We start from the raw sequence: 19,763 nt of genomic DNA on the forward strand, positions 1-19,763 counted from the left end.
CGCCCGAACTGCCACCGCCGGAACCGCCGCCGCCGCCACCGCCGCTGCCACCCGAACCGCCGCCACCGTTGCCCTTGCAGAAGGCGAGGTACGGATGCGTCGCGCAGACGTCGACCGGCGGCAGATCCTTCTTCGGAAGCTCGGCGTTCTTGATGCCGGTCAGGTTATGAGACACCGGGATCGGCAGCTCAGCATTGGCAGGGACCTTCGACAAGCCTGGCTTCGATGGGATGACCGGCGGCGTCCCCAGCATGTGGACGGCGTCCTGGCTCGGGCGCTCGCTGGTTGATACGGGCGCCGCGGCAGGGAACTGGGACACGTGGTTGCTCCCGTCCTGGAAAACCTTCAGCGGAAGGGCCGCCGCCGGCAGCGTGGCAGAACCGATCGCCGTAGCGCTGAGTGCAATCGTGAGGAAACTTGAAGTGCGTGACATGACCATCTCCTGTGGTTGACCGTCGGTTGAGCATCCAGGGCTCACGGCCCGTTGGGATGCGATGTGAACATTCACACCATGCCGGTCTGTCACGCGCCCCGGCCGACGCGTTCATGAGATTGTCTAGCGTTTACAGCCGTTTACACCGAGTTTACAGCCCGTTTACGGGACACTCGCGGGCCGTCGGGTTAGATTGATCGAAGAGCGATGCGGGAAACCCTGCATGGATTTCGCGCCCGCCGTTCAACTAGGCTTCCGATCGTTTGGGATCGATCATTTGAGGTGCCATCGTGATTTCAGCTCGTTCGCCTTCCCTGGGGCGGTTCATTGCCGTCGCCGCCGCGGCGGTGCTTTCGGTCGCCGCCGCGCCAGCCCCGATCGGGCCGCTGCCCGATCGCGTGACGTTTCCGAGCGCCGACGGCCAGACCACGCTGGTCGGCTACGTCTTCAAGCCGGAAGGCCCGCATGCGGCGCGGAGCCCGGCCGTGGTCATGATGCACGGCCGCGCCGGGCCTTATTCATCGCTTGCGAACGGCAGGTACGACGCGTCGACGCTCTCGCAGCGGCACCAGAAATGGGGCCATCTCTGGGCCCAGCAAGGCTATCTCGCCATCCTGGTGGACGGGTTCGGGCCGCGCGGCTTTCCGCAGGGCTTTACCCACGCAAGCTACGAGCAGCGTCCGGAAAGCGTGAACGAGGTGCTCGTACGGCCATATGATGCCTATGGTGCGCTCGCCTATTTGCGCACCCGCAACGATGTCGCGGCCGATCACGTCGCGCTGCAGGGATGGTCGAATGGCGCAAGCGCCACGTTGTCCACCATGTCGTCGACCACGCCGGCGCTGGCGTCGCCCTCGCCAACCACAGGTTTTCGCGGCGCGGTAGCCTTTTATCCCGGTTGCGGGTTGAAGGGAAAATTCAAGACCGGCCTGATTCCCTACGCCCCGGTCCATGTCTTCGTCGGCACCGCCGATGAAGAAATATCGCCGCAGGAATGCAGCGATCTCATCGACAAGAGCCGCGCCGAGCACGCCAACATCAGTCTCAAGATCTATCCCAACGCGACGCACGATTTCGACGATCCGGGCGCTAGCCGGCAGGACAATCCTGCCAACGTCGCCGCGACCCGCGATGCAACCGCTGATGCGATCGAGCTTTTTGCCGCGATCCTGAAGCACTGATCGAATAATAGTTGCGGACTCCTGTCTCTTTGCGAGGCGCCATGACGAACCAGTATCGAGCCCAGACGTCGCACTCGGCGGAATATTTTGGCGATACGCGCGACTATTGGTGGAACCTGGACTTTCTCGGATTGATCGCCGTTCGACTGGCGTTCGCGCAAATCGGAAGCGTTCTTGACGTCGGCTGTGGAGTCGGCCACTGGGGCCAACTGCTGGCGCGCGTCTTGCCGCCGGACACGCGCGTTCACGGCGTCGATCGCGATCCCCATTGGGTCGAGCAGGCCACGACACGCGCCGCTGCGTGCAGACTTGACCACCGCTGCAGATACAGTGTCTCGACGGCTGAACGCCTGCCGTTCGCGGACGCCAGCTTCGATCTGGTGACCTGCCAAACGCTGCTGATCCATGTGGCGGATCCCGCCGCCGTCATTGCCGAGATGGCGCGTGTTACGCGGCCCGGCGGGCTCGTGCTGGCCGCGGAGCCCAACAACATGTCGAGCGCCCTGGTGTTGAACTCAGTCAGCTCCCGACTGCCCCCGGACGAGATCCTCGCTGGCGCGCGCTTGCAGTTGCTCTGCGAGCGCGGCAAGGCTTCGCTTGGCGAAGGCAACAATTCGATCGGCGATCTGATCCCTGGCCTCTTTGCCGCCGGCGGACTTGCCGACGTGCGGGTCTATCTCAATGACAAGACAAATCCACTGATCCCGCCATACGACACGGCGGAGCAACGCGCGATGCTCGAAGAATGCTCCGATATGAAGAGCCGCGACTTCTGGATCTGGAGCCGCAACGACACCCACCGCTTTTTCCTGGCGGGCGGCGGTCGCGAGGATGAGTTCGACCGCTTGTGGGCTTCCGTTACGGAGCATGGCGACGAACTCGCCAAGGCCATTGCGGACCACAGCTATTCGGGTTCGGGAGCGTCAATCCAGTATATCGTTGCAGGCAGACGAGAGTGATCCCCAGTCAGCCGCTGAGCCGGCCGGCTGAGCACTAAACGCGAATTGCACTTAGCTTCTGCACCCAATCAGGTAAACTATTGAATTCGCGCCAAATGCGAACGCCCTCCGAGCGCACCATAAAGCCACGTTCGGCTTTGAAGTCGTCGGCGGCCACATGCATAGACATGACCGCCAGCTGCTTCTTCCCAAGCGACAGCCAAAAGGGCATCTGTTGGTCAAGGAGATTCAACCTCGAATGACGAAGAACTTTTTCTCCTCCCTGCTTACCCTGTATGCCAAAGTCTAGCTTGGCCGTACAACGCGACAACGGAAAATCCGAAATCATGATCATGGACCGTGGAATTGCCGACGCCGGCGCGATGGGCGAGGGGGCTCTGCCCGGGCTTCGGTCGCCGCTTCTCAACCGCCGGGCATTTCTATTCGGCTCCGCTGCCGGTCTCGCCGCACTGGGCCTGGCCGGTTGCGCATCCGACTACATGAGCCTGGCCGAGGCGGAAAAAGTCTACGGGCCCGTGCCGAACGAGAAATTCCCGATCCCCGCGGTCGATGTTGGTAAGGTCGATCCGAGATATTTTCGCAAGACGGTGCGCTATGACAGCAATGAGGCGCCCGGTACGATTATCGTCGATCCCAGCAAATACTATGTTTACCGCATCGAAGGCGAGGGAAACGCGACCCGCTATGGTGCCAATGTCGGCCGCGATGGATTCCGGTGGAGTGGCGAAGCCTATGTCGGGCGTAAGGCCGAATGGCCTATCTGGACGCCACCCAAGGAGATGATCGCGCGCCAGCCGGAGGCGGGCAAATATGCTCACGGCATGCCGGGAGGTCTCGACAATCCGCTTGGTGCCCGCGTGCTCTACCTCTATCAAAAAGGGGTGTACACGCTTTACACGATCTATAGCACCAGCGATCCCGAAACGATTGGGAACGGGATTACCAGCGGCTGTACCGGCCTCCTCAGCCAGGACATGATCGACCTCTATGCGCGAACGCCCGTCAATACGAAGGTGATCGTGCTGCCGGCATAGGCAACGGCGCCGGTCCAGGCGCTGCCGGTATGGGCAGCGCGAAGATCGGGGCCGTTCTGTGAGCGGCAACCTTGGGCGTGCCGGCGTATCCGCTCATCATCACTCAAGCTTGCCTGACGCCTTCGCGAGTTTGCCGCAAACGAAAAGTGCACGTACCTGGTGCGGTCGTCGCGCTACTGGCAATGAGAAACTCAGTAAGACATCGATCTGTTGCAAGTCGAGAGACCGATGCCATGGAGCGTGTCGCCTTGCTCCGTTAGTAGGCCTTGCGAACTGGCCCTATGGCCCGTTCCGGTCGTCGATCGCCGAGGGAATTGAAGGCCTGGGTCAGAACTTGGGTGAGCCGCCGCTCAGTTTGAAACGGAAGGGTCGAATGATCAACAAGCCGGTAACGCGCTGAGTTCGCGATCGCAAACCGGACGTGTTCGCACACACGAGATTCCATTTTTACGCGTAGCGCGCAAGGAATGGGACGCCCACGTTTTCGTAGCGCGCATCGCTCAGCTTCGATACTGCCGCCCTTAGTTGTCGCTCCGCCGTGCGGAATTCACCCTTCAAAAACAGGAGCCGGCCCTCGAACCCAATGGCTGAGCGGAGGTAGCATTTGGATGTCGTTGTCTTGCGCGACCTGTTTCATTCGGCGTATCCCGGCTTCGGCAAGCTAAGTTAGCCTCCTGTAAGCCACCCTGATGCTAATCAGCAGTCCGAACATCCCTTAGACTGCAAACCTCGGGCTTGCTGGAGTCATCGACCTGCGATCGTTTCGAGCGATGCGTAGGAAGGAAGGCGAGCGGACGACGCGGTGCCGGCGCGAATGACAAGGCGGTCCGAGTGAGGCCGCGCAATCACCTGATCGAGGCTCCATGCCTCCAGGATCATCAGGTCGGCGGGGCGGCCGGCGGCGATCACGCCGGCCTGCACATCCATGATAGCCGCCGGAACAGCGCCGGCCATGGCGGCGGCATCTGCGAAGGGATGATCGAGATGTGCGATGCGCACGGCCTGCCGCCAGGTATCGAGCATGTCGTGATCGCCATAGGCATAGAACGGATCGCGACAATTATCACCGGCGACGGCGACACGCACGCCTGCCGCGCGCAACTCCTTTACCGGCGTCACCCCGCGCCAGCGCGGCGTCACGCCATCGGCGCGGTCCTGCAGATACATGTTCACGGTCGGCAGCGTGATGATCGAAATTCCCGCGGATGCGACGAGTTCGATGACACGGGCGGCTTCATCATCCGGATTCAGCGCGAGCGAGCAGCAATGACCGCAGGTGACGCGGCCTTCCCATCCATGACGGATGGTAGCCGCCGCGACACGGGGCAGCGCGTCCGCGCGCGCGGCCTCGTCGACATGAAGATCGACGTCGAGATCGCGCTCCTTCGCAAGCAGGAACAATGCGTCAAGCAGTGCATCGATATCCTCAAGCGCTTTGCCGTGAGCCCCGCCGGAAGCCCGGGTGACGCCGCCGAGCAGTCCGCCATGGGCGGCGACGAGATCGGCGAGCCTGCGACCATAGTCGCCGCGATAGGCGTCGAGCGGCACCAGCGCCACGGCCTGTAGCGCGATATGCGCCGCCCAGCGCTCTCGGGTCTCGCTGAAGGCGGCCCATGTCGTCTCGGCCTGCCCTTCATGGCTGTCGAGATGGGAGCGGATCGCCGCGACGCCATGGGCGTCCGCGCAATTGAGAGCGAATTCCATGCGGTGCAGCAGATCGTCGCGACGCCAATGCGCAATGCGGTCTGATGTGGTGGCGTCGCGTGCGCCAGGATGCGTGCCGCCGGAGTCCGGCGCTCGGCCGATGACATGGCCCTTGTCGAGATGCGTATGCGCGTCGACCAGGAGCGGCCAGACGTGGCGGTCGGCGAGATCAACGACGCACTCCGCCTCGCCATGGCCGGCCGGAACGACGGCCGCGACGGTCTGGCCGTCGACGACGATATCGATCAGCGCCGCGCCGTCGCGATCGCAAGCAGCGCCGCCCGGTGCGCCTGCGCCAAGCAGCGAGGCCGGCGTGCGCGCGTTGCGCAACAACAGCCGTTCCTTGCCGGTGAAAAGCCCTGGAGCGATGGTTTTGGGTGAAAGCGATGTCACGGGCAGCGGTCCGGATAAGAGGGGTGTCAGGCGGAATCTGGGAGCTTCAGGTGCTCAACGGCAAACAACATGAAATGGCTGGCCACCGGAGAGAGCGAGCCGCGTACGCGATGAAGCACGTTGAGTCGTTGCAGGCCGGCGGTGCCCGACAGTGGAATGAAGGCGAGCTCTTCGTTCGTCAGCTCCTGATCGACGTCGACACGATTGAGGAAAGTCACGTGGGGCGAGGTATGTGCAAGGCGCTTCATCAGCTCCATCGAGTTAGTCTCGACCATCGGCGTCAGGCTGGCGTGAGACGGCGCAATGTTCTCGACCACCTCACGCAATGACAGCGATCGATCCGCCAGTACCAGGGGATAGACGAGGCAATCCGAGATGCGCACGCTTTTGCGCGCCGCCAGCGGATGGTCGGGGGCGACTACGGCGCCGAGGCGATGCTGGAATTCACCGGCGCGCTGCAGCCGACTATCTTCCGGCAGATTGTAGGCTACCGCCAGGTCGGCCTGGCCGGACGCCACCATGTCGGCGACCCCGGTCCGGTCGCCTACCATGATGCGCAGGCTCACCTGGGGATGCGCCGCCCGATAGGCGGCGACGATCTCGGCGAGGCGTCCGGCGGCGAGCGTCGCCATCGTGGCGACGAATACCTCGCCGCGGCTCAAGCCCCGCAGCGCATTGATCTGCGTGCGCATGCGATCGTGGGCGCGCAGCGTCTCACGGATGTGCGCGATCAGGATCTCGCCGGAACTCGTCAGCCGCAGACCGCGCGGCAGGCGTTCGAAGATCGGCGCCTCCAGCTGCTCCTCCAGATCGAGGATGTGGCGGTTGATGGCAGAGGCGGCGACGTGCAGCGTCTTGGCCGCCTTGCGGATGGAGCCCTGGCGGGCGACCTCGTCGATATAGCGCAGCGCTCGGCTGTGAAGCATGGTCGGTCCGATATGTGGAAGGGGCGTTTGCCCCTTCCACACGATGACGCCGGCGCGGCTCATACTCAACTTCAGTTTTTCGCGAAGTTCGCGCTGATCCGCATCGTCAGGTAGTCGCCGGCCGTGATCGGCGGATACTTGCCGAGCGGCCCCTGCATGACGGCGTCGCGGTTGGCCTGGCAGAAGAACGGCAGCGACAGGCGCCGGCCAAGATATTCGTCCGCCCGCGGCATGCGCACGCGGTGGAGCGTCGACTGCAGCTGATCGTCCGACCAGCGCATCAGCATATCGCCGATGTTGCAGGTGATGTAGCCGTTGCGCGGCGGGACGTCCGTCCATTTGCCTTCTGCAGCGTCCTTGCCGGGACATACCTGCAAGCCGCCTTCGCCTTCCTTCTGATGCAGGATGGTGAGGCAGTCGAAATCCGAATGAGCGCCGGCGCGCCAGGTCTTGAAGTCGTCCGGCTTGGCGTTCTCCATCGACATGTAGTGGATCAGGCGCAGTGTCGACTGATACTGATCCGAGTTCGGATCATGAGCCTTGGCGAAGAAGTCTTCGGCGAAGCGCATCTTGAGCGCGAAGCAGGACAGGATACGCATCCCGAGCTCCCAATTCTGCCGTTCGAATTCCAGCATCTTCGCCTTGAAGCCCGGCAGCTCTTCCTCGCTCGGCCATAATCCCGTCATGTTGGGCGGGGTGATCTGGTAGCTTTCCTTGTTGTCCGGCGTGCCGGTGGACGGTCGCACCTGTGCCTTATACTCCCAGCCCGCGTTCGTGCCTTTGGGCATCGGATACCTGGCCTTCGTGTCCATTGGCAGCTCGAAGAACGTCCAAGCTGTCTCGAAGGCGGCATCGATGTCGGCCTGAGGAATACCGTGGTTGCAGACCTGGAAGAAGCCGATGTCCCTGGATGCCTGCCAGAGCGCGTCGGCGATTTCGTGCTTCCGCCTGTCGAAATCCGAAAGGTCGATGACAGGAATTTCGCGTTCGACGGTTTTGCCGATGCCGCCAATGGTAGCTTCCTTGTTCGGTTCGGCGAGGGCATACGGTTCGGTAGTCATTGCAGTCTCCTGATGTTGAGGCCGACGGGCCGGCGGTTGAGGAGCAATGTCCGGGCTTGGCCCGACCGCTTCTACTCCGGGGTGAGTGGCGCAGGGGCTCGCCTGCGCCGAAATTTCAGTCCTTCTTCGGCAGGCTCCACGGGAAGAGGGACTTCTGCGCGAACAACACAAGTTGGAACAGCGCGAGAGACATCGCAGCGAGAACGATCAACCCGGCCCAGGCCTGCGGCAGGCGGAACATCGATGTCGAGAACTGGATAAAGTAGCCGACGCCCGCCTCGGAGGCGCAGAACTCGGCCACTACCGCCCCGATCACGGCGAGGGTGATGGAAATCTTCAGTGCGGAGAAGATGTACGGGACCGCGAAGGGCAGACGGATCTGCGTGATTTCCCGCCAGGCCGGCGCGCGCAGGCTGCGGGAGAGTTCGATCAACTCCGGCGGCGTGGCCGCCAGACCCGTCGCTGTGGAGACGACGAGCGGAAAGAAGGTGATGAGACAGGTGATCACCACGCGCGGTGCGTCGCCCGCGCCCAGCGACACGATGATGATGGGTGCGACCGCCACCACCGGCGTCGATTGCACGACGACGAGCAGCGGATAGAGCGTCCTGGAGAGAAATGGCGAGCGCAGCATCAGGATCGCGAGCGGAATGGCGATCACGATGGAGAGCGCGTAGCCGATCATCGCGACTCGCAGCGTCGCCCAGACATGAACGAACCAGCGGTCGTATCCGATCGAGGAGAACGATTGGATCACCGAAGACGGCGTCGGCAGAAGATAGGACGGAATTGCAAAAATACGCGCGGTCAGCTCCCACAGGATAACCACAGCAATGAGGGAGCCGAGCGTCGCCATGCCCGGCGCGGTCGCAAGTCGCCGAAAGAACGGCGAAGCGCCGGCTACCGGGTCGGTCATCGCCTTAGGCTGCCTTTTGGAGGAGGAAGCTGCGTAGGTAGGCACTGAGGTCATGGATCGCTTTCTCATTCGCGGTTTCAGGGCCGCGCGGACGTCCCACCGGCACGACGACGTCAGTCAGCACGGAGCCCGGGCGGCCGGTCATCACCAGGACGCGGTCGGCGAGGAGCGCCGCCTCGCTCACCGAGTGGGTGATGAAGACGACTGTCTTCGGCCGTTCGGCGAAGATGCGGAGCAGGTCGAAGCCCATGACCTCGCGCGTCAGTGCGTCCAGCGCAGAGAACGGCTCGTCCATGAGGAGAATGTCCGGGTCCATGAGCAGCGCCCGGGCAATGCCGACGCGCTGCTGCATGCCCCCGGAGAGTTCGTCCGGCAAACGCTTGGCGAAGCCTTCGAGGCCGACCATACGCAACAGGGCAGCCGCGCGCTCCCGTTCCTCGGGGCTTACCCGGCCGCGCTTGTGACGGGCCGGAAAATCGACATTATCCTCCACCGTCGCCCAGGGCAGCAGCGTCGGCTTCTGGAAGACGATTCCGATATCGTCGCGCGGCTCGCCGACTCGCAAGCCAAATACCTCCACGGAGCCCGACGTCGGCCGTAGGAGCCCGGCGATCAGACGCAACAGCGTGGACTTGCCACAGCCGGAAGGACCGAGGATCGCGACAAACTCGTGCCGCGCGACCTCGAAGCTGACGTCACGGAGCGCCTCGGTCCGGCCGGAGCGGGTATCGAATACCTGCCCAAGTCTGTCGAAGCGGATGGCGGGTGAGGCCATGATTTTCACTTCGCCGGAATGAAGTGGCGCGTGACGGCCTTCTCGGGATCGAACTTGGCCGGATCGATACTCTGCGCCGCGGAGACGCGGCGCCACGTCTCGGCAAGACGTGCAGGCTCGAATACGCCGAGGCCGTCCTTGTCAGTGACTTCGTTAAAGATCAGCGGCAGGGTGTCGTTGAGCGAGCCCTCGACGTCTTCGGTAGAGATCTCGGCGACGATCGCCTTGACCGCAGCGGCGGCTTTCGCGGGTTCGGCTTTGGCGAATTCGATCGACTTTTTGTAGGCTTCGACAAAACGTTTTGCGACCTCAGGGCGCTTGGCGAGGAAGTCATCGTTGGCGATCAGGGACGCGGAATAGAGTTCGAGGCCGGCCGCCGACCACGGCAGGACGACGATTTCCTTGCCGGCTTCCTTGCCTTGATTCCTGTATCTTGTGAGATCGGTCATCCACGCGACGATGCCATCGACATTCCCGGCCATCAGCATGGGGCCAAGCGAGCCGGGCTCCGCCTTGATCAGCTTGACGTCCGAAGATTCGACACCCTTGTCCTTCAGGACCAGCGGCAGATAGAAGTTCGACGAGGTGAAGGGCGATGTGGCGATGGTCTTGCCCTTGAGGTCCGCCATGCTTCCGATGCGGCCGCTCTTGATAACGTAGAGAGCGTGCGGCCCTTTGTTGAACTCGGAGAAGATTGCGGTGACCTTGACATTCTCATTGGCCTTCGCGGCGAGAAGTGCGCCGATATCGGCGACGCCGACGTCGGCGGAGCCCGCGGCAAGACGTGAGATGGCGTCGGTTGAGCCGCGGCCCGAGGCGATGGTTACGTTGAGGCCGGCATCGCGGCAAAAGCCGTCATGGATGCAGACGTAGATCGGCGCCTTGTCGCCGCCCGGCAGCCAGTCGAGTTGAAAGATCACCTTGTCAGCCGCGAGCGCAGGCGCCGCGATGAGGCTGGAGGCGAGGGCGAACGAAGTAAGGGTGGCGCGCAGGGACATGAATGGCCTCGTGGCTAAGTGTTCGATTTTACAGGACGCGAAAAGGACGATGGACGGGCTGCTCGGGCCGATTGGCTTCGCTCCGAGCCGCACATAGGCTCTGTACGGCTGCCCGAAGCGGTGCCGGCGAGCACCTCAGCTCCTAGACCTGGGGCTCTGGCGGTGGTTCGAGAAGATGATTGCGAGCATCTGGAGGCCATGGCATTTTGCATCGCCGAGCAATGTCCAGAGCCGAGGCTCAGACCGCTTCTACTCGCAGCCCGTTGATCTCACGGAGCTACTTGTCCCTGCAAGCCGATAGAAGCGGCGATGGTGTGGCTTAAATCTAGGCAGGGGTTGTTCGCACGTAATCAAGTCGGATATTAAATCCGCCAAAGTTCTTGATCTGTTTGTGATCATCGAGTCGGGGCTCGAATGCCGCCATCGCCTAAATAATGACCGTTCGCAAAATGAGGACGGTCAAGGCGAAATTCTCTTCCCGGTTCGCGGCGTCGTTCGCGTGCTTTTGGGAACGCAGAGCGTCTTCCCTTTGTAATCGCTTCTGTGTCGGTTCTCGCGGGCGCGATCTATTTGCGTGCTGGTGTGCTTGATAGCTGCCGGATAGCTGAGGGCGAGTGTCTTGGCGCCATGGCCACTGCGCGGGTAGTCGCAATAATTTTGGCATTGTTCACCATAGCGGCGGGTTGGGTCTGGGCTGCGGGTGCCGGGCACGTCTGCGCTGCTGCGGGGCCGCTCAACGCGGTCGCAAGCAGCGCGGTGAAAATTATCCGGAATCGATTGCTCATGGCGAAATGCCTCCCGAGAAGTCTGCTGGTGAACGATTGAAGGACGGTCAGGCCGCCGACCGGGGCGAGGGGCGATGCCACGACCGCGGCGCGTCCGCAGCGGCGAGGTGCTCGCGCCCGTGCGGCGCGGTAAAATCAAGGAGAGGCCCGGCGGGCACGATTCCGGAGGGATTGATCGAGCGGTGGCTTTCATAATAGTGCCGCCGGATATGTTCGAAATTCACTGTCGCGGCGATTGCGGGCCATTGATAGATGTCGCGCGTGTAGGCCGAGAGATTGGGATAATCGGCGATGCGGCGGATGTTGCACTTGAAATGCCCGGCATAGACCGCATCGAAGCGGATCAGCGTCGTGAACAGGCGGATGTCGGCTTCGGTGAGGCCGCCGCCGAACAGAAACCTGCGGTCGGCAAGTCGCTGCTCCAGCCAATCGAGCGTCTCGAACAGCGGGATGACGGCTTCCTCGTATGCGGCTTGCATGGTCGCGAAGCCGGCCTTGTAGACGCCGTTGTTCAGCGTGTCGTAGATGCGGGCGTTGACCGCGTCGATGTCGCCGCGCAGCGCTTCCGGGTAGTAGTCGCCGGACCTCGCGCCGATCGCGTCGAAGGCCGAGTTCAGCATGCGGATGATCTCGGACGATTCGTTGCTGACGATCGTGCGCGCGTGCTTGTCCCAGAGTAGGGGAACGGTGACGCGTCCGGTGTAGTAGGGATCGGCTGCACTGTAGATCTGATGCATGAACCGCGCATGGTAGACAGTGTCCGGGACGACGCCTGGGCCGTCGGCGAAGGTCCAGCCGTTTTCGAGCATTAACCAATGCACCACCGAGACGGAGATCATGTCCTCGAGGCCCTTCAGCGAGCGCATGATCAGCGTGCGGTGCGCCCACGGACAGGCGAGGCTGGCGTAGAGATGGTAGCGGCCGGCTTCGGCCTTGAAGCCGCCCACTCCGCTCGGGCCGGCGCTGCCGTCGGCCGTGATCCAGTTGCGGAAGGCTGCATCCTTGCGGATGAAGCGGCCACGCGTCGACTTGGTGTCGTACCAGGCGTCGCGCCATTGACCTTCAACCAGCAGTCCCATGTCAGCCTCCTTGTTGTCCTGCGCGGCCTGCTCAGGTGCGGGTGATGGAAAGGCCGCCATCGACCAGCGATGCGGTGCCGGTGACGAAGGTGGAATCGTCGGATGCCAGATAGAGCACCGAGCGCGCGACTTCCTCCGGCCGTCCCAGGCGCTTCAGGGCATGAAGGTTGGTGATGAACGCCGCCTTGTCGGGGGTGTCGTTCATCTCCCGGTACATGTCGGTTTCAATCGCGCCGGGCAGGATCGCGTTGACCCTGACATTCTGCGGGCCGAACTCGGCAGCCAGCGTCTGTGTCAGCCCAATCAGGCCCGACTTGCTCGCGGCGTAAGCTGCGACGCCGGGGAACGACGAACTGTGGCCGACGAAAGTCGAAGTGAAGATGACGGATCCGCCGCCGTGCTTGACCATCTCGGCGATCTGATGCTTGGCGCCGAGAAACGAGCCGGTGAGATTGATGGCGATGGCATCATTCCAGCCAGCTTCCGAGACACCGGTCGAGGCGCCGCCTTCGCCCAGCGTACCGGCATTGTTGAACGCGATGTCCAGCCTGCCGAAGCTCTTGACGGCCAGCGCGACCAGGTCGCGGGCGTAGGCTTCGGAGCGGACGTCGCCGGCGAGCGCCACAGCCGTGCCACCGCTGGCCTTGATTTCGGCGACGAGGCTTGCGAGCTCGGATTCGCGCCGTGCGCCGACGACGACCTTGGCGCCTTCGGCGGCGAAAAGCTTGGCCGTGGTGCGGCCGATACCGGAGCTTGCGCCGGTGACGATGGCGACCTTGTTGTGAAGACGTCCGGTTTGCTGCTGTGTCATGTCCGTTCTCCCTTGGTTGGCTGCGTCCATCGCGGCCCGATGGGTTGGTAAGTAGACCCGTCAAGGAATTGAAAGAAGGCACGGAAACTGGTTACATCATTCAGTTTTTATGAATGATTGGATGCGGCATGGACCGTTTGCGGGCTTTTGAGGTTTTCGCCACCGTCGTCGGCCAGGGCAGCTTCACCCGCGCCGCGGACAAGCTCGACACCTCGCCGGCCAATGTCACGCGGTATGTCAACGAACTCGAGCAGTCTCTCGGCGCCCGGCTGCTCAACCGCACCTCGCGGCGGCTGTCGACGACCGAGACGGGAAAGATGCTGTACGACCGGGCACTTTCCATTCTCGACGACGTGGCCGAGGCCGAGGCGCTTGCATCCACAGCCGCGATCCAACCCCGCGGACGGCTGCGGGTCAACGCGCCGTTGAGTTTCGGCATCCTGCATTTGGCGCCGCTCTGGCCGCGCTTCTGCGCGCGCTACCCTGATATCGAGCTGGATATCAGCCTGGTGGATCGGGTCGTCGATCTGGTCGAAGAGGGCTGCGATCTGGCGGTCCGTATTTCACGTGGCGGATCGTCCGCCCTTGTCAGCCGCAAGCTCGCGACCACGCGCCATCTGATCTGCGCTTCCCCCGACTATGTTGCACGTCACGGCACGCCGGCGAGTCCGGAGGATCTCAAGGATCATGCCTGCATCGCGTATACCTATTCGGATTCGGTTGATGATTGGCGAATGCTCGACGATGTGGGCGGGGAGCATATCGTTGCGGTGCGCCACATCATGCGCACGAACAACGGCGATACCGCCCGCGCAGCGGCCTTGGCTGGCCTTGGCGTTATCCGGCAGCCGACCTTCCTCGTGGGGGAGGATTTGCGTCGGAAACGTCTGGTGCCGCTGTTGACCGATTACCGCATGCCTGAGATCGACGTGCTGGCGGTCTATCCCAGCCGCCGCCACCTCAGCGCCAAGGCGCGCGTCATGGTCGATTTTCTCGCCGAGGCATTTCGCGGCAGGGCGCCCTGGGATTGAGGACGTGCGTCCCTCGAGCCGTACTGGGAGATGACGGATGATGCTTGCCAAACGGTTGCATGTATCGAGGATCGCGCAGTGGAGATCATCAGACACCTGCAAGATCGCAGTGTCATGGGCAAGATGTTGGTGGTGATATGGGATGGCGACGTCTCCCTAGAGGGCGGCCCCAATTTCCGACCGCGGTAACTACTGACCAAACTGCCGCTGTCGCATTTTGCGACAGCAGCCAAGTCAATGGAGAGGCAGACAACCGGTCTGCGAGCGGATTGTCAGTTGTTCTTCGACACGAACGAACACTTGCCGTCAGCAAGCGAGCGATATGCTTGGTCGCCGGGAAGGTCCCAACTCTCTTGAAATAGTCCCACGGGTATTGCGATTCCTCTCGCCACTTTACCTCGAAGAGATACATGTCGCGGATGACACGGCCATGCTCGCGAAGTCTGGCGCGATCGCGCGGATTTGCGGCGGACGAACGAAAAGTGAGAACCAAGTAAGACATTGATCTCATTGGTGGGCCCGGCAGGACTCGAACCTGCAACCAGACCGTTATGAGCGGCCGGCTCTAACCATTGAGCTACAGGCCCCGCCGCCTTGCGGGCCGCGGGGGGCGGCCGGCAACGGTGCGGGCTCCGTTTACAGGGTGCGTGGGGTTTCGGCAATGCCGCCCCGGAACCCTCGTGCCGCACGCGGCCGCATCGGCCTCCCGAGCCGCCACGGCCCTCAATCCACCGAGACGCCGGCGAACTCGACGACTTTGCGCCATTTCTCGGTCTCGTCGGCGACGAGCTTGCCGAATTCGGCGGGGGTCATCGGCTTCGGGATGCCGCCGACCTCGGCGAGGCGGGCCACCAGCTTGGGGTCCTTCAAGGCCTCGCCGACCGCCTTGTTGAGGGTCTCGATGACTTCCGGCGGCGTGCCCTTCGGCGCCGAGATGCCGTAGAAGCCGACCGACTCGAAGCCCGGCACGGTCTCGGCGATCGCGGGCACATCGGGCACACCAGGCCAGCGCTGCGGCGAGGTAACACCGAGCGCGCGCACGCTGCCGCCGCGCGACTGCTCCAGCGCCGACGGCAGATTGTCGAAGATCAACTGCACCTTGTTGGAGATGATGTCGGGGAAGGCGATCGCCGATCCCCGATACGGCACGTGCTGCATGTCGCACTTGGTCATCGCCTTGAACAACTCGGCCGACATATGCACCGAGGTGCCGTTGCCTGACGAGGCGTAGGCGATCTTGCCCGGATTGGCCTTGCAGTAGTCGATGAACTCCTGAACGGTCTTCACCGGCATCGCGTTGGTCACGACCAGCATGTTGGTGAGCTGCATGATGCTGGCGACCGGCGTCGTGTCGCGCAGGAAGTCGTAGGGCAGCTTCTTGTAGAGCGAGGTCGAGATCGCGTTGTTGGGTGCGACGAACAGCAGCGTGTAACCGTCCGCCGCCGAGTTGATCGCGGCGGCAGCGGCAATATTGCCGCCTGAGCCGGCACGATTCTCGACCACGAATTGCTGGCCGAGACGATCCGACAGCCACTGGCTCATGATGCGCGCGACGATGTCGACCGGGCCGCCGGCGGCAAACCCGATCAGCCAGCGCACCGGACGGTTCGGATAGTCGGATGCGGATGAGGGGGCAACTGAGGCAATGCAACACATCAAACCAAGCAGAGCAGCACGTGCGAGCCGGATCATCGTATCTCCCGTCATTTTCTTGTGACTGTTGCTGTCATGGTTTCACAAAACGCTGGCTTTGCCTACGACCCCGCCCGTGCGACGATAGTCTGGCTCAATGCTTGAGGCTCGGGATGAAATTCGCTGTCATGATTTGCGCCGGAGCGCTGCTGCTCGCGGGCGGCGCGGCGGCGCAAGAGGGGGGCAAGACCATTTCCAAAACCACGATCACTTTCGCCACGGCGACGCCGGGCGGCGGCTTTCCGCTCTATGGCAATGCGCTTGCCGAGGTCATGAACGCAGCCGATCCGACGCTGTCGATCGAGCCGCGCAACACCAAGGGCTCCAACGAGAACATCCCGCTGCTCGAGGCCGGCAGCGTCGATATCGCAACCGTCGCGGGCGAGCCGTCCTATGAAGCCTTCATGGGCATCGGCCGGCCGCCGGCCACCAGGCTGAAGATCCTCACCGCGATGTATTCGAGCCCCGGCATGTTCGTGGTCCGCGCCGACAGCCCCTACAAGACGATCCACGATCTGGTCGGCCAGCCGGTCGCCTTCGGCGCTAAGGGCTCCGGCCTGCCGATCCTGTCGCGCTACATCCTCGACGGCATCGGGCTGAAGCAGGACGAGGACTTCAAGTCGATCTATCTCGATCGCGCCGGCGACGGGCCTGCGATGGTCGAGGACGGACGCGCGGCGGCGCTGTGGGGCGCCGGCATCGGCTGGCCCGGCTTCACCAAGATGGCGGAGAGCGCAACCGGTGCGCGCTTCATCGCGCCGAGTGCGGACGAGATCGCGCGCATCCGCGCCAAGCACACTTTCTTGAAGCCGCTGACGATTCCGGCCGGCAGCTATCCTAAGCAGACTGCCGCAATTTCTTCGGTCGGCTCCTGGAGCTACATCCTGGTGCGCGACACCTTGCCGGATGATGTCGCCTATCGCCTCGCGAAGACGCTGCACGGCGTCGAGGCTGTTTTCTGCACCAAGCTCGCCCAGGCTTGCGAGACCACAGCGGCGAACACCGTCGCCGCCGCGCCTGACATCAACCTGATCCACCCGGGCGTGCTCCGATATTTCCGCGAGATCGGGGTGGCCAAGTAGAATTGCGAATAGTGCGGGACGAGTGGCGAACGACAACATCTGTTCGCTACTCGCCGCCACGCTACGCAGTTACTTCTTCACCATCGGGCAGGCCGGGTCCGGCGGGCCGAACGCGTCCTCGCCCGAGATCTTCGCCAGGATCTTGTAGTAGTCCCACGGATATTTCGATTCGGCCGGGGTCTTGACCTGGACCAGCCAGAGATCGTGCACCATCAGATTGTCATCGCGCAGTTTGCCGTTGCGGGCGAAGAAATCCTCGACCGGCTTCTCGCGCATCTTGGCCGCGACCTTGAGCGGATCGTCGGTGCCGGTCTCCTTGATCGCGTTCAGATAGGCGGTCACCGAGGAGTAGACGCCGGCCTGCCACATCGTCGGCATCCGGTTCATCTTGGCGAAATAGCGCTTCGACCATTCCCTCGTCTTGTCGTCCATGTCCCAATAGAACGAGGTGGTCAGCAACAGGCCCTGCGCGGCCGACAGCCCGATCGAGTGGATGTCGGTGATCAGCGCCAGCAACGCTGCCATCTGCTGGCCGCCGGCGAAGACGCCGAACTCGGCCGCGGTCTTGATCTCGTTGGTGTTGTTCGGCGGTCCGCCGGCGATGCCGATGATCTTGGCCTTCGAGGCCTGCGCCTGCAGGATGAAGGACGACAGATCGGGCGTCGCGAACGGCGGCCGCACCGCGCCGAGCACCTTGCCGCCGTTCTTGGTCACGATCGCGGAGGCGTCCTTCTCCAGCGAGTGGCCGAACGCATAGTCGTCGGTGATGAAGAACCAGCTGTCGCCGCCGCGCTTCACCACCTCCTGGGCGGTGCCGACCGCAAGCGCGCGGGTGTCGAACACCCACTGCATCGCATAGGGCGAGCAGAACTTGCCATGGAAGTCGGTCGCGCCGGTCGAGTGCGTGATGAACAGCTTCTTCTTCTCGTTGGCGATGTTCTGCACCGCGAGCCCGACCGCCGAGACCGGCACGTCGACGATGAGGTCGACCTGATCGACGTCATACCAGCGCCGCGCGATGGTCGCGCCGATATCAGGCTTGAGCTGGTGATCGCCGACGATCACCGAGATCGGCTTGCCGAGCACCTTGCCGCCGAAGTCGTCGACCGCCATCTGCGCGGCGGTGACCGAGCCCTGTCCGGTCGGTGTCGAGGCCGGGCCGTTCATGTCGGTCAGCACGCCGATCTTGACGATGTCGTCGGACACCTGTGCCGATACGGCCGAGGAGGCCAGCAGCGCGGCTGCGAGCGTCCCGAACATGGCTAGTCTGGTGGCGATCATTCTGTCTCCCTCCTGAATTGGCGCATTGGCCATTATGGTTGTTCCGGGTCTCTGGAACCCGGTTATATTGGTTTCTTTTGCAACTAGTTTGGGGTCCGCGTCAACGCGCCATCGGTCTAATGGAGGTGTCCCGGCATAGCCCAAGCCGGTTTCTTTCGGGGCCGATTCAGTCCATAGCGGGCCATGGTCAGTGCCCAGCGCCTTCCGGCTTCGCTCACCGCGCTCGACGTGGCGTTGGCGGCCGTGCTGCGCGATCTCGTGCCGGTTCAGCCGATCGAATTGCCGCCGGCCGACGCCCTCCGCTCTATTGCCGCCGAGATGCCGGCCTTGCGCGCCTACCCGCCGCACGATGTCGCAGTCAACGACGGTTGGGCGATGCGCGCCAATGACCTGGTCGGCGCCTCCTCTTATGCGCCGTTGGCGGTGACCGAACTCCCGGTCTGGGTGGTAGCCGGCGCTGCGATGCCTGGTGGCACCGACTGCGTGGTCGATGCGGATGCCGTCGACACATCCGGTCCCTTTCCGCAGGTGCTTGCCGAAGCCATCCCGGGGCAGGGCGTCCGGCGTGCCGGCAGCGACGTTGCCGCCGGGCGTGCTGTGATCGCTGCAGGGGAGCCGCTGCTGCCGCGCGGTCTGCTGCTCGCGCGGGCGGCCGGACTGGAACTGTTGCGCGTGCGCCGGCCGCGGCTTCGCATCGTCAATATCGCCAACGGTGAGCTGACCGCGCAACTGATTGCCGACACTGCGCGCCTCGCGGGCGCCGAGGTCACCTGCACGGCCGCAACGCCCGATGTAACGGCGATTGCAAGCGAGCTCGATACAGCCGGCTGCGACCTGGTCATCACGATCGGAGGCACCGGTGTTGGCCACACCGACGCAGCGGTGAATGCGCTGGCCACGCTCGGCACGCTGATCGCGCACGGCATTGCCTTGCAGCCCGGGCGCACCATGGCGGTTGGCCGGATCGATGCTACGTCGGTCGTCGCCCTGCCGGGCGCGCCGGATCAGGCGTTCGCGGCCTGGTGGGCGATCGCGCTTCCCCTGCTTGATCGCCTGTCGGGGCGGCAGCCGCGCAGGACGCTGGCGCTGCCGCTGGAACGCAAGATCGCCTCCGGCGTCGGTATTGCCGAGGTCGTGTTGCTGACGCGTCAGCAGGGCTACTGGGCGGTGCTTGCGATCGGAGACCTGTCGCTCGAGGCCATTGCGCGCGCCGAAGGCCTGCTGATCGTGCCTGGTGCCGCGGAAGGCTTCGCTGCGGGCACACTTGTCGATGCCTATATGTTGCGGGAGTGAGTTCCCGAGATGAGCCAACCATTCACGCCGAAACCCAATCCGTCCGTTGAGCAGGACCAATTCCTGACCATCCTGTCGCGCGAGGAAGCGATCGCGCGCTTCGAGGCGGCGCTGTTCCCGCGCCAATTGCCGTCCGAGAGGCGGTTGCTCGCCGACGCGCTCGGCCGTGCGCTGGCGGAGGACGTGGTGGCGCCGATCGACGTGCCGCCGTTCGATCGCTCCAATGTCGACGGCTTTGCGGTGCGCTCGGCCGATGTTGCGCGCGCCGGCGAAGCCGCGCCGGTGCAGGTCGCGCTGAACGGCGAGACCATTTCGTGCGGCACCGCGCC

The 19,763-nt window shown here is 63.5% G+C and carries 18 protein-coding genes, 1 tRNA gene and 1 pseudogene; 7 read left to right on the forward strand and 13 right to left on the reverse strand.

What is annotated here, in order from left to right; genetic code table 11:
• A partial coding sequence (locus tag H8A92_RS32740) for a hypothetical protein (RefSeq protein ID WP_229199520.1) occupies positions 1-433 on the reverse strand: 433 nt, incomplete at its 3' end.
• A 290-nt stretch (positions 434-723) separates the two neighbouring features.
• Here H8A92_RS32740 and H8A92_RS32745 point away from each other — a divergent pair.
• Positions 724-1,614: a dienelactone hydrolase family protein gene (locus tag H8A92_RS32745; RefSeq protein ID WP_229199521.1), complete on the forward strand. Its 891-nt coding sequence runs from the start codon at positions 724-726 to the stop codon at positions 1,612-1,614.
• A gap of 41 nt (positions 1,615-1,655) precedes the next feature.
• Complete coding sequence (locus tag H8A92_RS32750; protein ID WP_229199522.1) at positions 1,656-2,573, forward strand: class I SAM-dependent methyltransferase; 918 nt, start codon at positions 1,656-1,658, stop codon at positions 2,571-2,573.
• Between the two features lie 34 nt (positions 2,574-2,607).
• On the opposite strand, the gene H8A92_RS32755 is transcribed toward H8A92_RS32750, so the two are convergent.
• On the reverse strand, positions 2,608-2,907 hold the full coding sequence (locus H8A92_RS32755; RefSeq protein ID WP_229199523.1) for a hypothetical protein: 300 nt from the start codon (positions 2,905-2,907) through the stop codon (positions 2,608-2,610).
• Here H8A92_RS32755 and H8A92_RS32760 point away from each other — a divergent pair.
• Entirely contained in the window at positions 2,900-3,607 is a 708-nt protein-coding gene (locus H8A92_RS32760; RefSeq protein WP_229199524.1) for a L,D-transpeptidase, read from the forward strand. The genes H8A92_RS32755 and H8A92_RS32760 overlap by 8 nt on opposite strands.
• 744 nt (positions 3,608-4,351) lie before the next feature.
• Here H8A92_RS32760 and H8A92_RS32765 read toward each other — a convergent pair.
• The 8 genes from H8A92_RS32765 to H8A92_RS32800 form a co-directional block, all read right to left on the reverse strand.
• Entirely contained in the window at positions 4,352-5,680 is a 1,329-nt protein-coding gene (locus tag H8A92_RS32765) for a cytosine deaminase (RefSeq protein ID WP_420831401.1), read from the reverse strand.
• 50 nt (positions 5,681-5,730) lie between these two features.
• On the reverse strand, positions 5,731-6,630 hold the full coding sequence (locus tag H8A92_RS32770) for a LysR family transcriptional regulator (protein ID WP_163152408.1): 900 nt from the start codon (positions 6,628-6,630) through the stop codon (positions 5,731-5,733).
• Positions 6,631-6,701: 71 nt separating this feature from the next.
• Positions 6,702-7,691: an isopenicillin N synthase family dioxygenase gene (locus H8A92_RS32775; protein WP_229199525.1), complete on the reverse strand. Its 990-nt coding sequence runs from the start codon at positions 7,689-7,691 to the stop codon at positions 6,702-6,704.
• A gap of 115 nt (positions 7,692-7,806) precedes the next feature.
• On the reverse strand, positions 7,807-8,547 hold the full coding sequence (locus H8A92_RS32780) for an ABC transporter permease (protein WP_229199526.1): 741 nt from the start codon (positions 8,545-8,547) through the stop codon (positions 7,807-7,809).
• 64 nt (positions 8,548-8,611) lie between these two features.
• Positions 8,612-9,382: an ABC transporter ATP-binding protein gene (locus H8A92_RS32785; RefSeq protein ID WP_229199527.1), complete on the reverse strand. Its 771-nt coding sequence runs from the start codon at positions 9,380-9,382 to the stop codon at positions 8,612-8,614.
• Positions 9,383-9,387: 5 nt separating this feature from the next.
• On the reverse strand, positions 9,388-10,380 hold the full coding sequence (locus tag H8A92_RS32790; RefSeq protein ID WP_229199528.1) for an ABC transporter substrate-binding protein: 993 nt from the start codon (positions 10,378-10,380) through the stop codon (positions 9,388-9,390).
• A gap of 832 nt (positions 10,381-11,212) precedes the next feature.
• On the reverse strand, positions 11,213-12,244 hold the full coding sequence (locus H8A92_RS32795) for a glutathione S-transferase family protein (RefSeq protein WP_229199529.1): 1,032 nt from the start codon (positions 12,242-12,244) through the stop codon (positions 11,213-11,215).
• A 31-nt stretch (positions 12,245-12,275) separates the two neighbouring features.
• The gene (locus tag H8A92_RS32800; RefSeq protein WP_229199530.1) at positions 12,276-13,055 is read right to left on the reverse strand and encodes an SDR family oxidoreductase; all 780 of its coding nucleotides are present in this window, start codon (positions 13,053-13,055) and stop codon (positions 12,276-12,278) included.
• Positions 13,056-13,183: 128 nt separating this feature from the next.
• On the opposite strand from H8A92_RS32800, the gene H8A92_RS32805 reads away from it, so the two are divergent.
• Complete coding sequence (locus H8A92_RS32805; RefSeq protein WP_229199531.1) at positions 13,184-14,086, forward strand: LysR family transcriptional regulator; 903 nt, start codon at positions 13,184-13,186, stop codon at positions 14,084-14,086.
• A gap of 511 nt (positions 14,087-14,597) precedes the next feature.
• Here H8A92_RS32805 and H8A92_RS32810 read toward each other — a convergent pair.
• Both H8A92_RS32810 and H8A92_RS32815 read right to left on the reverse strand, forming a co-directional pair.
• Positions 14,598-14,673: transfer RNA gene (locus tag H8A92_RS32810), tRNA-Ile, on the reverse strand.
• Positions 14,674-14,809: 136 nt separating this feature from the next.
• Positions 14,810-15,778 (reverse strand): Bug family tripartite tricarboxylate transporter substrate binding protein, encoded by a 969-nt coding sequence (locus H8A92_RS32815; RefSeq protein WP_229199532.1) that lies wholly within the window; start codon positions 15,776-15,778, stop codon positions 14,810-14,812.
• 113 nt (positions 15,779-15,891) lie between these two features.
• Here H8A92_RS32815 and H8A92_RS32820 point away from each other — a divergent pair, with 113 nt between their 5' ends.
• Positions 15,892-16,860, forward strand: a complete 969-nt coding sequence (locus H8A92_RS32820) for a TAXI family TRAP transporter solute-binding subunit (protein WP_229199533.1) — start codon at positions 15,892-15,894, stop codon at positions 16,858-16,860.
• A gap of 69 nt (positions 16,861-16,929) precedes the next feature.
• Here H8A92_RS32820 and H8A92_RS32825 read toward each other — a convergent pair whose 3' ends face one another.
• On the reverse strand, positions 16,930-18,141 hold the full coding sequence (locus tag H8A92_RS32825) for an ABC transporter substrate-binding protein (RefSeq protein WP_163161006.1): 1,212 nt from the start codon (positions 18,139-18,141) through the stop codon (positions 16,930-16,932).
• Positions 18,142-18,324: 183 nt separating this feature from the next.
• Between H8A92_RS32825 and H8A92_RS32830 the strand changes: the two genes are divergently transcribed.
• Both H8A92_RS32830 and H8A92_RS32835 read left to right on the forward strand, forming a co-directional pair.
• A complete protein-coding gene (locus H8A92_RS32830; RefSeq protein WP_229199534.1) occupies positions 18,325-19,434 on the forward strand; it encodes a molybdopterin-binding protein in 1,110 nt (369 codons plus the stop codon).
• Between the two features lie 9 nt (positions 19,435-19,443).
• Positions 19,444-19,763 (forward strand): annotated as a pseudogene (locus tag H8A92_RS32835) (molybdopterin biosynthesis protein); the annotation flags it as partial.

Origin of the sequence: Bradyrhizobium acaciae, assembly GCF_020889785.1 — a bacterium.
Taxonomy (GTDB): Bacteria; Pseudomonadota; Alphaproteobacteria; order Rhizobiales; family Xanthobacteraceae; genus Bradyrhizobium; species Bradyrhizobium acaciae.